12 protein-coding genes are annotated in these 14,055 nt (G+C 67.2%); 2 read left to right on the forward strand and 10 right to left on the reverse strand.

Translation table 11 applies throughout. The features are described 5' to 3' along the window. Positions 1-131 precede the first annotated feature (131 nt). The 4 genes from pyrF to carA are packed head-to-tail and all read right to left on the reverse strand — an operon-like array spanning position 132 to position 6,425. On the reverse strand, positions 132-953 hold the full coding sequence (pyrF, locus tag KCTC_RS02880; protein ID WP_125566585.1) for an orotidine-5'-phosphate decarboxylase: 822 nt from the start codon (positions 951-953) through the stop codon (positions 132-134). Further along, positions 953-2,002: a quinone-dependent dihydroorotate dehydrogenase gene (locus KCTC_RS02885; protein ID WP_125566587.1), complete on the reverse strand. Its 1,050-nt coding sequence runs from the start codon at positions 2,000-2,002 to the stop codon at positions 953-955. Before KCTC_RS02885 ends, pyrF begins: the two co-directional genes overlap by 1 nt. After that, on the reverse strand, positions 1,999-5,301 hold the full coding sequence (gene carB / locus KCTC_RS02890) for a carbamoyl-phosphate synthase large subunit (protein WP_125566589.1): 3,303 nt from the start codon (positions 5,299-5,301) through the stop codon (positions 1,999-2,001). Before carB ends, KCTC_RS02885 begins: the two co-directional genes overlap by 4 nt. After that, positions 5,301-6,425, reverse strand: a complete 1,125-nt coding sequence (gene carA, locus KCTC_RS02895) for a glutamine-hydrolyzing carbamoyl-phosphate synthase small subunit (RefSeq protein WP_125566591.1) — start codon at positions 6,423-6,425, stop codon at positions 5,301-5,303. Before carA ends, carB begins: the two co-directional genes overlap by 1 nt. A 128-nt stretch (positions 6,426-6,553) precedes the next feature. On the opposite strand from carA, the gene KCTC_RS02900 reads away from it, so the two are divergent. Both KCTC_RS02900 and KCTC_RS02905 read left to right on the forward strand, forming a co-directional pair. Then, entirely contained in the window at positions 6,554-7,075 is a 522-nt protein-coding gene (locus KCTC_RS02900) for a DUF1697 domain-containing protein (protein ID WP_164512446.1), read from the forward strand. A gap of 79 nt (positions 7,076-7,154) precedes the next feature. Then, the gene (locus KCTC_RS02905) at positions 7,155-8,369 is read left to right on the forward strand and encodes a CapA family protein (RefSeq protein WP_125566595.1); all 1,215 of its coding nucleotides are present in this window, start codon (positions 7,155-7,157) and stop codon (positions 8,367-8,369) included. A 94-nt stretch (positions 8,370-8,463) separates the two neighbouring features. On the opposite strand, the gene KCTC_RS02910 is transcribed toward KCTC_RS02905, so the two are convergent. From KCTC_RS02910 to KCTC_RS02935, 6 genes are all read right to left on the reverse strand, one after another. Continuing rightward, positions 8,464-8,955, reverse strand: a complete 492-nt coding sequence (locus tag KCTC_RS02910) for a GNAT family N-acetyltransferase (RefSeq protein WP_125566597.1) — start codon at positions 8,953-8,955, stop codon at positions 8,464-8,466. Beyond that, a complete protein-coding gene (locus tag KCTC_RS02915; RefSeq protein ID WP_125566599.1) occupies positions 8,952-9,371 on the reverse strand; it encodes a hypothetical protein in 420 nt (139 codons plus the stop codon). Before KCTC_RS02915 ends, KCTC_RS02910 begins: the two co-directional genes overlap by 4 nt. 1 nt (position 9,372) lies before the next feature. Next, positions 9,373-10,662, reverse strand: a complete 1,290-nt coding sequence (locus tag KCTC_RS02920; RefSeq protein WP_125566601.1) for a dihydroorotase — start codon at positions 10,660-10,662, stop codon at positions 9,373-9,375. Beyond that, positions 10,659-11,588, reverse strand: a complete 930-nt coding sequence (locus KCTC_RS02925) for an aspartate carbamoyltransferase catalytic subunit (RefSeq protein ID WP_125566603.1) — start codon at positions 11,586-11,588, stop codon at positions 10,659-10,661. The genes KCTC_RS02920 and KCTC_RS02925 overlap by 4 nt, the downstream gene beginning before the upstream one ends. Next, entirely contained in the window at positions 11,585-12,175 is a 591-nt protein-coding gene (gene pyrR, locus KCTC_RS02930) for a bifunctional pyr operon transcriptional regulator/uracil phosphoribosyltransferase PyrR (RefSeq protein WP_456299593.1), read from the reverse strand. Before pyrR ends, KCTC_RS02925 begins: the two co-directional genes overlap by 4 nt. A 99-nt stretch (positions 12,176-12,274) precedes the next feature. After that, positions 12,275-14,002 (reverse strand): TIGR03767 family metallophosphoesterase, encoded by a 1,728-nt coding sequence (locus KCTC_RS02935; RefSeq protein ID WP_125566607.1) that lies wholly within the window; start codon positions 14,000-14,002, stop codon positions 12,275-12,277. Positions 14,003-14,055 lie beyond the last annotated feature (53 nt).

Below are 14,055 nucleotides of genomic sequence, written 5' to 3' on the forward strand. Positions count from 1 at the left end.
GCGGTGCCGAACTTCCCAGATGGGGCGGTGTCGGGCCGATGCCCGGGCAGTAGCCACCGCGAGGCGAGGGAATGGCGCTTGGATTTCACGCGCCATGTGCGTGAAATCCAAGCGTTAGCGGGAGCGGAGCCTCAGGCGAGGCTGTCGCGAGTCGCCAGCGCCGCATCGCGCAGCGCGGACACGGACGGGCCGGCCTTGAGCAGGCCACGGGACGTGCTCGCCAGCACCGTGAGGTCGCCGAAGATCCGCTTGATGTCAGCTGCGCTCGCGCCCTGCTCGCCGAAGCCAGGCGCGAGGATCGGACCGTTGAAGTTGAACGCTTGAAGGTGCTCAGTGCCTCCGGACTGAATGGTCGCCCCAATCACGGCACCGAAGCTGCCCAGCGGAGTCGCACCCGCATTGAGTTCGCGCAGATGCCCGAACATCACGTCCGCCACCCGCTCCCCCGACGCGGTGGTCGCGTGTTGCACCTCGGGCCCTTCGGGGTTCGAGGTCAGACCGAGCACGAACAGCCCGGCGTCGTACTTGATCGCCGTGTCGACAAAGGGCTTGAGCGAGCCGAATCCGAGGTACGGCGACACCGTGATGGAGTCGCTCGCCAGCGGGCTGCGCGGGTCGAGATAGGCGTCCGCGTACGCCTGCGACGTCGAACCGATGTCGCCGCGCTTCACGTCGAGGCAGACGAGGGCGCCGGCCTCGCGAGAAGCCGCGATGACCTCCTCGAGGACCTTCACACCAGCCGAACCGAAGCGCTCGTAGAAGGCGCTCTGCGGCTTGATCACCGGGACGTACGGCGCCAGGCCCTCCACCGCGGTGAGCGCAAAGGTACGCAGGCCGTCGACGGTGTCGTCGAGGCCCCAGTCGGCCAGCAGCGACGCGTGCGGATCGATCCCCGCGCAGACGGAGCCACGGGCGGCGATGGCTGCGGCGAGACGCGCTCCGAACGTGGCCATCAGACCAGCCCCACGTTCATCCTGCGCGCCCACGCCGGACCTTCGTAGATGAAGGCGGTGTACGCCTGCAGCAGATCTGCGCCCGCATCGAGCCGCTCACGCGCGTCGTCGAGGTTGGAGATGCCGCCGACGCCAATGAGCGTCAGTCGGTCCCCTGCGTGGTCACGAAGCAACCTCAGGACCTCGAGCGAGCGAGCCTTGAGCGGGGCTCCCGACAGACCTCCGGCTCCGATCGTCTCGATGTCCGAGGGATGCGCGCGCAGCCCATCGCGGGCAATGGTCGTGTTCGTCGCGACGATGCCCTCCAGGCCGAGGTCGAGCGCGAGGTCGGCGACCGCGATCACGTCCTCATCGGCCAGATCGGGGGCAATCTTGACCAGCAGCGGGACGATTCGCCCCGATGCCTCAACCGAGGTGCGGCGCACCACCTCGAGCAATGGACCGAGCCGCTCGACGGCCTGCAACGACCGCAGGCCGGGGGTGTTCGGCGACGACACGTTGACCACCAGATAGTCCGCGTACGGCGCCAGATGGGCCGCCGAGAAGGCGTAGTCGGCCTCCACTGCCGCCTGGTCGTCGTCGGGTACGACCTTCGTCTTGCCGATGTTGATGCCCAGGATCGGCCGCGGACCGGCTGGCAGGTCGGCAGCACGGGCTGCGAGCCGCTCCGCCACAGCCAGCGCACCATCGTTGTTGAAGCCCATCCGGTTGACCACCGCACGGTCCGTCGGCAGACGGAACAGCCGCGGCTTCGGGTTGCCCGGCTGTGGCTGGGCGGTGACCGTACCGATCTCGACGTGGCCGAATCCGAGCCCGCCGAGCGCGTCGATCCCGACGCCGTTCTTGTCGAAGCCGGCGGCGAGTCCGAGCGCGTTCGGGAAGGTCAGGCCCATCGCCTCGACCGGGGCACCGGGGAACGGCACCCGAGTCAGCAACGGCTTCGCCGCACGAATCGCGGCGAACGCCTGGTGGTGAGCCTTCTCGGAGTCCGTACGCACGAGGAACTGATCGAAGATCACCCGGTACGCGGTGGCCCTGGAGGCAGTCATCGGGCAGCCCACTCCTGGAGCGACCGTACGCCGATCTCGCCGGCCCGGATCGCCGCGATGCCCTGGACCGCCGCGGCCGCACCCTGGACCGTGGTGATGCATGGTGTGCCGGTCAGGACCGCCGCCGCGCGGATCTCGTACCCGTCGACGCGGGCGTCAGAGGCGGAGCCGTTCGGGGTGTTCACGATCAGGTCGATCTCACCGTCGAGGATCATCTGGACAGTGGTCTTCTCCCCGTTCGGACCCTCGCCCTCGAAGTGCTTGCGCACCACGGTGGCGTGGATTCCGTTGCGGCGCAGGACCTCCACCGTGCCCTGCGTGGCGAGGATCTCGAAGCCGTAGTCGGCCAGGACCCGAGCCGGGAAGATCATCGTCCGCTTGTCGCGGTTGGCGATCGAGATGAAGACCTTGCCCGAGGTCGGCAGAGCACCGTACGCCGCCGCCTGCGACTTGCTGAAAGCCGTACCGAAGTCGGCGTCGAAGCCCATCACCTCACCGGTCGACTTCATCTCCGGACCCAGGATCGAGTCGACGAACTTGCCCTCAGGCGTACGGAACCGGTTGAACGGGAGGACCGCCTCCTTGACCGCGATCGGAGCGTCCGCCGGCAGCAGGCCACCGTCGCCGGTCTCCGGGAGGACGCCCGCCTTGCGCAGATCGGCGATCGACTCGCCCATCATCACCCGGCTCGCCGCCTTGGCCAGCGAGGTGCCGGTGGCCTTGGAGACGAACGGGACCGTACGCGAGGCGCGCGGATTGGCCTCGAGGACGTAGAGAACGTCGGAGCCGAGCGCGAACTGGATGTTGATGAGGCCGCGTACGCCGACGCCCTTGGCGATCCCCTCCGTCGCTTCGCGGATGCGGGCGATCTCGGAAGCGCCGAGCGTGATCGGCGGCAGCGTGCAGGAGGAGTCACCAGAGTGAACACCGGCCTCCTCGATGTGCTCCATCACGCCGCCGAGGAACAGGTCGGTGCCGTCGTAGAGCGCGTCCACGTCGATCTCCACCGCGTCGTCGATGAACCGGTCGATCAGCACCGGACGGTCCTCGCTGATCAGGTCCGTCGCGGCCTCGAGATAGGTCTTGAGCTGCTCGTCGGAGAAGACGATCTGCATCCCGCGTCCACCGAGCACGTACGACGGACGCACCAGGACCGGGTAGCCGATGTCGTGGGCGATGACCTGGGCGTCCTCGTACGACACCGCGGTGCCGTGCTTGGGCGCAATCAGGCCGGCCTCATCGAGTACGCGACCGAACGCACCGCGCTCCTCGGCCAGATCGATCGCCTCGGGCTGCGTGCCGACGATCGGTACGCCGTTGTCCTTGAGGCCCTGAGCCAGACCCAGTGGCGTCTGACCGCCGAGGGTTGCGATGACACCGGCGACAGGCCCGGCGGCGAGCTCGGCATGGTAGATCTCGAGCACGTCCTCGAGCGTCAGCGGCTCGAAGTAGAGGCGGTCTGCGGTGTCGTAGTCGGTCGAGACCGTCTCCGGGTTGCAGTTGACCATGATGGTCTCGTAGCCGTTCCTGCTCAGCTCGAGCGCGGCATGGACACAGGAGTAGTCGAACTCGATGCCCTGACCGATGCGGTTCGGCCCGGAGCCGAGGATCAGGACAGCCGGCTTCGTACGCGGCAGGACCTCGGTCTCCTCGTCGTAGGACGAGTAGTAGTACGGCGTCTTCGCAGCGAACTCGGCTGCGCAGGTGTCGACGGTCTTGTAGACCGGGCGTACGCCGAGGTCCCAACGAGCTTGTCGGACCTCGACCTCGGAGATGCCCCGGATCTGAGCGATCTGAGCGTCCGCGAAACCGTGGCGCTTCGCCAGGCGCAGGGTGGCGGCGTCGAGAGTGGCTGCTGCCCGAACGTCCTCAGCCACCTCCTGGATGAGGAACAGCTGGTCGACGAACCACGGGTCGATCCTGGTCGCGTCGAAGATCTGGTCCGGGGTCGCACCGAGGCGGATCGCCTGCATGACCTTCTGGACGCGACCGTCGTGCGGGCGCTTGATCTCGACCAACAGCGTGTCGAGGTCGCCCTCGGCGGCACCGAAGGCGAACGGCGCCTTCTTGTTTTCCATCGACCGCAGCGCCTTGTTGAACGCCTCGGTGAAGTTGCGTCCGATCGACATCGCCTCGCCGACCGACTTCATGTGGGTCGTCAGGGTGTCGTCCGCGGTCGGGAACTTCTCGAACGCGAACCGCGGCACCTTGACCACGACGTAGTCGAGGGTCGGCTCGAACGAGGCGGCGGTACCGCCCCCGTCGTCCGTCGCGGTGATGTCGTTCGGGATCTCGTCGAGGGTGTAGCCGATCGCGACCTTGGCGGCGATCTTGGCGATCGGGTAGCCCGTCGCCTTGGAAGCCAGAGCCGAGGAGCGGGAGACACGCGGGTTCATCTCGATGACGATCACGCGGCCGTCGGCCGGGTTCACCGCGTACTGGATGTTGCACCCGCCGGTGTCGACGCCGACCTCGCGGATGATGGCGATGGCCAGGTCACGCAGATGCTGGTACTCGCGGTCCGTGAGTGTCAGGGCCGGGGCGACAGTGATCGAGTCCCCGGTGTGCACACCCATCGGGTCGAAGTTCTCGATGGAGCAGATGATGACGACGTTGTCGTTCTTGTCGCGCATCACCTCCAGCTCGTACTCCTTCCAGCCGATGATCGATTCCTCGATGAGGACCTCGGTCGTCGGGGACGCGGCGAGGCCGGCGCCGGCGAGGCGGTGCAGGTCCTCCTCCGAGTACGCAATGCCCGACCCGGTGCCGCCCATGGTGAAGCTCGGACGGATGACGACCGGATAGACACCGCCGAGGTCGGCCACCGCGTTGAGACAGTCGTCCATCGTGTGACAGACGTACGACCGGGCGACCTCGCCGCCGACCTTGGCGACGATCGCGTTGAAGAGTTCGCGGTTCTCCCCGCGGTGGATGGCTTCGAAGTTCGCACCGATCATCTCGACGCCGTACTTCTCCAGGACGCCGCGCTCGTGCATGGCGATCGCGGCATTGAGCGCGGTCTGGCCGCCGAGGGTCGGCAGGATCGCGTCGGGACGCTCCTTGGCGATCACCTTCTCGACGAACTCCGGGGTGATCGGCTCGATGTAGGTCGCGTCGGCGAACTCCGGGTCGGTCATGATCGTCGCCGGGTTGGAGTTGATCAGGATGACCCGCAGGCCTTCGGCCTTGAGTACGCGGCAGGCCTGGGTGCCCGAGTAGTCGAACTCGCACGCCTGACCGATGATGATCGGCCCGGAGCCGATCACGAGGACGGACTTGATGTCTTCGCGCTTCGGCATCAGATCTTGCCTTCCAGGACGCTCACGAACCGGTCGAAGAGGTAGGCCGCATCGTGCGGTCCCGCCGCGGCCTCCGGGTGGTACTGAACCGAGAAGCCCTTGAGCCTCCCGTCCTTCTTCAGCTCCAGCCCCTCGACGCAGTCGTCATTGAGGTTCACGTGGCTGACCGTCGCAGTGCCGTACGGCGTTTCTGTCGCCCGGTCGAGCGGCGCATCGACGGCGAAGCCGTGGTTGTGTGCTGTGACCTCGACCTTGCCGGTCGTCCGGTCCTGGACCGGCTGGTTGATGCCACGATGGCCGTACTTGAGCTTGTAGGTGCCGAAGCCGAGGGCCCGGCCGAAGAGCTGGTTGCCGAAGCAGATGCCGAAGTACGGAAGCCCGTCGCCGAGAGCCGCCTTGAGCAGCTCGACCTGGCCGACAGTGGCCGCCGGGTCACCGGGGCCGTTGGAGAAGAACAGGCCGTCGGGATTGATCGCCTTGACGTCGTCGTACGACACGTTGGCGGGGAGGACGTGCACCTCGATGCCTCGCTCGGCCATCCGGTGCGGAGTCATGGCCTTGATGCCGAGGTCCAACGCAGCGACGGTGAACCTCTTCTCACCGATCGCCGGGACAACGTACGCCTCGTCGGTCGACACCGCCTCCGACAGGTTCGCGCCGGTCATCTCGGCACTGGTCCGGACCTTGGCCAGCAGTTTCTCGGGGTCGGTCTCGATCGTGGAGATGCCGACGCGCATGGCTCCGGCCTCGCGGAGGTGGCGGGTGAGCGCACGGGTGTCGATGCCCTGGATGCCGACGATGCCCTGCGCCTTCAACTCGTCGTCGAGACTGCGCTGTGAGCGCCAGTTGCTCGGGACTCGGGCGGGATCGCGGACGACGTACCCGGCGACCCAGATCCGTGCGGACTCTGGGTCTTCGTCATTGACGCCGGTGTTGCCGACGTGCGGGGCTGTCATCACCACGACCTGACGGTGGTAACTCGGGTCGGTGAGCGTCTCCTGATAGCCGGTCATACCGGTGGAGAACACGGCCTCGCCGAAGGTCTCGCCTTCGGCGCCATAGGCCTGGCCACGGAACGTCCTGCCGTCCTCAAGAACGAGCAGTGCGGGGGCATGCAGCGGCACGCCGTACCTCCTTCTCCGCCTCACAGGACGGCTCCTTAAAGGATGTCGGTCGAGGCCCGACCTTATCAGCCCGACCCCCGGGAGCAGGCATCGCAACGGCGCTCCTGCGTCCGATTACGCTGGCGCGTGTGACCTGGTTTGTGGCATTGATCCGCGGCATCGGTCCCGGCGACCCACGGAAGTCGAACGAGTCGCTTCGCGGCGTCCTGGAAGAGCTCGGGTACGGCGACGTGCGGTCGGTCATCTCGAGCGGAAATGTCGTGTTCACCAGCGACGAGACGGACGCTGACGCGATCGGCGATCGGCTCGAAGCCGCATGGCCGGAGCTACGCGGTTTCACTGCGACCACGATCGTCCGGTCGCGCGAGCAACTCGCCGCCCTGGTCGAACGACTCCCGTTCACCGAACCGCACGACCGCGAGAACTATCAGTTGGTGACGTTCTTCAAACGGTCGCAGGACCGGCAGGACCCGCCGGCGGGCATGGCGATGCGAGCGGTCGGGATGGTCGACGGTGCGCTCTGCACGACCAGCAACCCGTCCGACCTGAAGACGCCCGAGGCGATGCGGTGGCTGGAGAAGACCTACTCGAAGGAACTGACCTCGCGTACGCCGCTGACGCTGGCGCGGATCCTCAAGAAGATGGAGTGACACGGCATGCCGTCGTGCACCTGAGCCTGGTGTGACGACCGCTCAGGATGCCTTGTGCAGGACCCTTAGCATCGCGGACATGAAGGCATTCGCGGACAGGGCCGCGCTGACGGCACTCGCCGTGGCCGCCTCCAGCCTCCTCACCGCAGGCTGCGGCATCGCACCGAAGGCCGACTCGACGAGGCCGCCGGTCACGACATCGACGGGCGCCACGGCTGCCATCAGCTCCGTCACGGCGAACACCATGTTCTTCGGCAACACCTACTTCGGTCGGCACATCAATGAGTGGTCTCAAGCGAGTCCCCTGCGCTATGCGTATCCGTTCTCTCGACTCAACGAGTTCAACCGAAAGCGGTACGACGCGTGGTTCACGGGCCTGGAATGCCCCACGGTGGCGGGGCTCAACCTGACCGCTGCCCAGGAGGAAGCCACGTTGACGTTCAACTGCAACCCGGCCTACTTGAAGGAAGCCGCACACTGGTTCACCGCCTTCAGCCTGGCCAACAACCACTCGGGGAACCAGGGCGACCCTGGGGTCGAGGAGACCCGCCGACGCCTCGGCTCCGCCGGCATTCAGTATTGGGGTGACCCGGACCCGCGCAGGCTCAACGACATCTGCGAGGTGGTGGCTCTCCCGGTGAAGGTCCGCATGACCGATCACACGACCACGACCGGGAGCCTCCCCATCGCCCTGTGTGGCTACGCCTGGGTCTTCAGGATCCCCTCGCCCGAGTCGGTCGCGTTGATGACGAAGTACGCGGCCCTGATGCCCACCATCGCGATGCCGCACGGCGGGACAGAGTACGACCCGAAGCCGGACCAACTGAAGACGAACCTGTACCACTCGATGATCGATGCCGGTGCCGACGCCGTGATCGATGACCACCCCCACTGGGTGCAGACCTCAGAGGCCTACAAGGGGCGCCTGATCGTCTACGGCATGGGCAACTTCCTCTTCGACCAGCAGCACGATCCCGAGCGGACCCGGTCGGCAGGAATCAACGTGCGACTTGATGTCGACGCGACCCACTACAGCGCCGCCGAACGAGCCAACCTCCAGCGCTGGCTGAAGCTGGGGCCAACTTGCGCCACGTACCACGACGACTGCCTCGCCTCCGCCAGGAGCGAAGGCCTGACCAAGCTCAAGGTGACGTATCGGTTCGGCGTCGTCGGCACCGATGATTCGGATCGGATCACCCGACCCGCGAGCCAGGAGCTCCAGCAGAGCATCCTTCAGCGCCTGAATTGGGCCGCCACGATCGCCGGACTCAGGGCTCCGTACAGCGGCCGGTGAGGACGGCTCATGTGCACATGATCCCTGCGCTCCGCAACCTCGACCGGTGCCTCACATCGGCGGCACGCAGTACTGACAGTGTGTCCGGCGGTCGTCAGGCTTGCGGAGCGTTCCTGGCCATCACCAGATGGCCATCGTCGGTGGCGCGCAACAACTGGGTGAACCCGGCTTTGGCCAGCACCCTCAGCGACGCGGCATTCGTCGGCTCGACTGACGCGCGGACGCGTACGTCCTCCGCCTCTGCGGTGTCGACCAACGCCTTGACGGCCTCCGTCGCGAACCCCCAGCCCCAGGCCTCGCGAACCAGCCCGAACCCGATCTCTACTTCCGATACGCCGTCGACGTCTTCTGGCGGCCCGAAGAACCCGATCGAGCCGAGCACAGTCACCCCGCGGACGATCGACCGCGGGCCCCACGGATCGCCTTCCCGCCACATCGACGCCGCGTCGACGTCGTCCTTGCGCGGGAAGTCGGCGTGCCAGCCCGGCTGGCGCAGCGGAGATTGACCCCGAATCGCGCGTACGTCTGCCGCATTCCACAGTGGGAGCGTCAGACGCTCGGTGACGATGACGTCATCGATGCTCATTCGTCGACCTCGACCAGTGGGGGACCCCAGGTCTTCGCTGCTTCGAGGATGACGCTGAGGTCTTGTGAGGTGAACTCGACCGACGCGTTCGACCAGACCACCCGCACCCCTCGGCCGAATTCGTGCCGGACGAGCTCGATCGACGCCGCCGACGCAACCGGGACCTCGGCTCGGGGGTCACCCAGACGGTATCTGTTGACGGTCCAGACGCGGGCACCTTCCAGCTCAATCAGCTCCGCCCAAGGGTCAGTCCAGCCCGTCAGTGAACCTCCGACAACAACCGAGTGCCCCTTACGAAGTTTCTTGACCAGGCGCCGCTGACGCCAGCTCAGCGTGGCATCAGTGACGACCGAGTCCACGAACAGCCCGAGGATGAAGTTGATCAGACCACCGACGAGGTTTCCCAGAATGTCCACGTCAGCCGAGGTACGTCTGCGTGCCGCGCAGGTACGTCGAATGGATCGCACCGTGCAACGTGCGTCCGTGCCACGGGTTGTTGCGCGACAGCGACAGGGACAGGTCACGATCGACGGTCCACACGGCGGTCGGATCGACCAGCGTGAAGTTGGCCGGCTCGCCGACCGCGATCGGGCGCCCGTGCCCGGCCAGTCCTGCGATCCCGGCCGGGTTGGTCGACATCACTCGAGCGACCCCGTCCCACCCGAGACGCTCGCCCAACACGGTCCAGACGACAGGCAGTGCGGTCTCCAGACCGATCATGCCGAACGCGGCGTCGACGAACGCGTGCTCCTTGTCGTGGCGGGCGTGCGGGGCGTGGTCGGTGGCGACCGCATCGATCGTGCCGTCGGCGAGGGCTTCGCGAAGCGCCTCGACGTCCTCCTGGGGACGCAGTGGCGGGTTGACCTTGAACGTCGGGTCGTACGAAGTGAGCAGATCGGTGGTCAGCAGGAGGTGGTGCGGGGTCACCTCGGCGGTGACGCTGATCCCCTGGGCCTTGGCCCAGCGGATGACCTCCACGGACCCGGCCGTCGAGACGTGTGCGACATGGACCCGGGACCCGGTGTGACGCGCGAGCATGACGTCGCGCGCGACGATCACCTCTTCAGCGACCGACGGCCACCCGGGCAGGCCGAGCCGTCCGGAGAGTTCACCCTCGTGGCAGCACGAGGCGTGCGGGGCCAACGACGGGTCCTGGCTGTGCTGGGAGATGACTCCCCCGAAGGCCTTCACATACTCCAGGGCACGGCGCATCACGCGTGCGTCGCCGACACATTTGCCGTCGTCGGAGAAGACGCGTACGCCCGCGCGTGAGCGCGCCATCAGGCCGAGCTCGGCCAGCTCGGCGCCCTCGAGACCGCGAGTGACCGCGCCCACCGGCTGGACATCGACAAGACCCACCGCTCGACCGAGGTCGTGGACCCGTTCGGCGGCTTCAGCCGTGTCGGTGACCGGGCTGGTGTTGGCCATGGCGAGCACCGCGGTGAATCCCCCGGCTGCCGCGGCAGCGGAGCCCGTGGCGATCGTCTCGGCATCCTCACGACCCGGCTCCCGCAGGTGGGTGTGCAGGTCGACGAAGCCAGGCAGCAGCACCAGGCCGTCAGCGTCCACCGTGGTCTCGGCACCTGCCTCCGACGCTGCGCGACCGACAGAGGTGATCAAGCCATCGGTGACGAGGACGTCTGCGGTCTCTCCACCGAGGACCTTGGCACCCTTGATCAACAGCACGCCGTTGGTGGACGTTGTCATGCTTCGGCCTCCCCAGCCAGCAGGTGGTACAGAACGGCCATCCGGACCGCGACTCCGGCCGAGACCTGCTCCAGGATCAGGCTGTCGGCGGCGTCGGCCGCCTCCGGCGAGATCTCCAGACCGCGGTTCATCGGGCCGGGGTGCAGGATCGGGGTCCCGGGCTTGAGCAGGTCGAGCCGCGACCGCGTCAGACCGTACGTGACCGCGTACTCGCGCGCACTCGGGAAGTAGCCGCCGCTCATCCGTTCCTTCTGGACGCGCAGCATCATCACCGCGTCGGCCTCGGGCAGCACCGCGTCGAGGTCGTACGACGTGGCGAAACCATCATGCGCGGACCAGGGACCGACGCCACTGGGCATCAAGGTCGGCGGAGCCACGACGGTCACCCTCGCGCCGAGTTTCGCGAGCAACTTGATGTTCGAGCGGAACACGCGCGAGTGGGTCAGGTCCCCGACGATCGCCACGTGCTTGCCCTCGAGCGAGCCGAGCTTGCGCGTGAGCGCGTACGCATCCAGGAGGGCCTGGGTCGGATGCTCATGGGTGCCATCACCTGCGTTGATGACCGGGACACCAGTCCAGGCCGCGACCTGTGCAGGAGCACCCGAGGCCGGATGCCTGATGACCAGGCCGTCGATGCCCATCGACGTCACGGTGAGCGCGGTGTCGCGCAGGCTCTCCCCCTTGGAGGTGGAGGAACCCTTCGCCGACAGGTTGATCACATCGGCCGAAAGCCACTTGCCCGCGATCTCGAAGGAGGAGCGCGTACGCGTCGAGTCCTCGAAGAACAGGTTGATGACCGTACGCCCACGCAGCGCCGGCAACTTCTTGACCTCGCGGGCCTGCACGTCGTGCATCTCGGCCGCGGTCGAGAAGATCCTCTCGACCTCCTGGAGGCTGACGTCGTCGATGCTCAGCAGGTTCTTCACTCGGTCTCCCCCACGGTCTCGTGCGGCGCGGCCCCGGTCGGCACACTCTCCAGGCGGACCTCGTCCTCGCCATCGGTCTCGATCAACTTCAGGCGTACGCGCTCCGACCGCGCTGTCGGCAGATTCTTGCCGACGTGGTCGGCACGGATCGGGAGTTCGCGGTGGCCGCGATCGACCAGCACCGCCAGGCGTACGACCGCAGGACGGCCGAGGTCCGACAGCGCGTCCAGCGCCGCACGGATCGTCCGTCCGGAGAACAGCACGTCATCGACGAGAACGACGGTCTTGCCATCGATCGAGCCGGGTACCGAGGTCTTGTGGGGTGCACGGGTAGGTTGCGACTTTATATCGTCGCGATACATCGTGATGTCGAGGGAGCCGACCGCGACCGGATGCCCTTCGACGGCCTCAATCTTCGCCGCCAGTCGTTTCGCGAGCGGTACGCCGCGCGTCTGCAATCCGAGCAGGATCAGGTCCGACGCACCCTTGTTGTGTTCCAGGATCTCGTGCGAGATGCGGGTCAGCGCGCGGGAAATGTCTCCGGCGTCCAGCACGACCCGGCCGTCCGATGCAGAAGCCATCGTCAGCCCGACCTCCTTCTCCGCCTCACAGGACGGCTCATTAAAGGAATGTCTTACGGGTCACATGGTACGGGTGTGACGACCCACGCGCGAGTCCCGAGTGCTCTACGGCGCCTGGATCACCAGTTCCACGTTGCGGTCAGCGGTCTGGCCCTCGCGGGTCAGGGTGCGCGACTGCCAGTCGTTCGCGCTGAGCTCTCGCGAGAGCGAGGCCAGCGCCACGGTGGTGTCGGTCTTGCCCCCGTAGGAGGCCGGGCCGGCGTGGTCGAGGACCGTGGCGAAGATCGAGAGCGTGCCGTCGCGGTTGTCGACGATCTCCAGCAGGCGGGCCTGCTGCGGGAAGTCGACGTGCGAGGCGGTGTTGATCTCCCAGAAGCCACGCGCTCCGCCGGGCCGGGCCCACACGTGGTTCTCGTGGGTGTGACCGTTGATCCAGGCCACGACCTCGCGGTGCTGCTGCAACAACGTGACCACAGCGGGCCCCTGGACTCGCGGCGAGATGTCCCCACCGGTGGCGACGAGCGGGTTGCCCATCGTCTCGCTGGTGTGGTGGCTGGCGATCACGACCATGCCGGCCTGCGGCGCCGCGAGTTGGGCGGTCAGCCAGTCGAACTGAGCCTGGTCGAGCGAACCGTCGGCGTAGCCGTTGGGATTGACCGTGTCGAGGACGATGAACTGCACGCCGCCGTTGACGAACGTGTAGTACGCGGTCCCCGCCGAGCGGTTGGTGGTGGTGTAGCCGTGGCCGACCGGCATACCCGTCGTGGTGAAGTGCTCGTTGACGATCTCGGCTCGCGTCAGGACCCGTCGGTTCGGGTCGGCCGAGACCACGCGTACGGCCGTGGTCAGCGCCAGGCTGTTGAGCAGGTCCAGCGGGTTCGACCGAAGCGCACCCAGGACATCCGCCTGGCTCATCCCCGGCGGCACGTCGATGATCTTGAGGTTGCCGGTGGCGACGGCACTCATCCCTGCGCCCAGCGTCCCCGGCGGGAAGTTCCCCTGGACGCCGCCGTCGTGGTTGCCGAAGACCGAATACCACGGCATCTGCAGACCCGCCGGTACGAACGGGCGACGGGCCGCGTCCAGCAGGCCGGGCACGGTCGGGAAGCCGTACGTGGTCTTCGCGATGTCCGCGGCGCGCAGCAGCGGCGGGTTGTCGGGGTGCCAGTAGTGCTGGTCGTACGTCAGGAAGTCGTTGTCAGCGACACCCTCCCACCTGCTCAGGTCGCCGGAGTCCGGCGTGAGGACCTTCTTGCCCCCGAGGACGTCGATGTTCCAGCGGGTCTCGTTGAACTGGGCGTTGTCGGCGTTGTCGCCGGTCTGGATCGCGAACGCCAACGGCAAACCGCTGACCGGTCCGCTCGCCACCGCATTGATCGCGCGGACCATGGCGTCGGCGACGTGGGAGCCGAGCATTTCGTGCGCCCGGTACGCCGACGAGGTCAATCCGGTGGTGGGGTCGCCGGGTGCGGCGGTGTCGTCATAACGGTCTGCCCACTCGACTCGCATCGGGGACTGCGCATCGACGATGTGCACGTCAGAGAGCTGCGCCCACGCGAGGATCCCCTTGCGCTGGGCCGCGCGGTTGGTTCCGGGCGACGCGACGAACTCGGTCCGGACGACGTGCGGCTCTCCGGCCGCGACGATCACGGGGCGGTACCCGCCCGCGCCGGCCGCTCCCTTGCGATACGTACGCGCGAGCGACGTCCCGCCTGTGTTGATCGGCACAGCGGCACTGGCAGGGGCGAACGCGCCCTCAGCGGCCACACCCACTCCCGCTACGGCAGAGGCGGCCAGGGCACCACGAAAGAGGTCACGACGGGTGAGTTTCACTCCCGTACCCTAAAACGAGAACACGTTCCTGTCAGCAACATGCTGTACATCAG

Source organism: Nocardioides baekrokdamisoli (assembly GCF_003945325.1).
Classification (GTDB): Bacteria; Actinomycetota; Actinomycetes; order Propionibacteriales; family Nocardioidaceae; genus Nocardioides; species Nocardioides baekrokdamisoli.

Coding starts and splice junctions, on each gene's coding strand:
- pyrF (WP_125566585.1), bottom strand. CDS start 953: ATGGCCACGTTCGGAGCGCGTCTCGCCGCAGCCATCGCCGCCCGTGGC.
- KCTC_RS02885 (WP_125566587.1), bottom strand. CDS start 2,002: ATGACTGCCTCCAGGGCCACCGCGTACCGGGTGATCTTCGATCAGTTC.
- carB (WP_125566589.1), bottom strand. CDS start 5,301: ATGCCGAAGCGCGAAGACATCAAGTCCGTCCTCGTGATCGGCTCCGGG.
- KCTC_RS02905 (WP_125566595.1), top strand. CDS start 7,155: ATGAAGGCATTCGCGGACAGGGCCGCGCTGACGGCACTCGCCGTGGCC.
- KCTC_RS02910 (WP_125566597.1), bottom strand. CDS start 8,955: ATGAGCATCGATGACGTCATCGTCACCGAGCGTCTGACGCTCCCACTG.
- KCTC_RS02920 (WP_125566601.1), bottom strand. CDS start 10,662: ATGACAACGTCCACCAACGGCGTGCTGTTGATCAAGGGTGCCAAGGTC.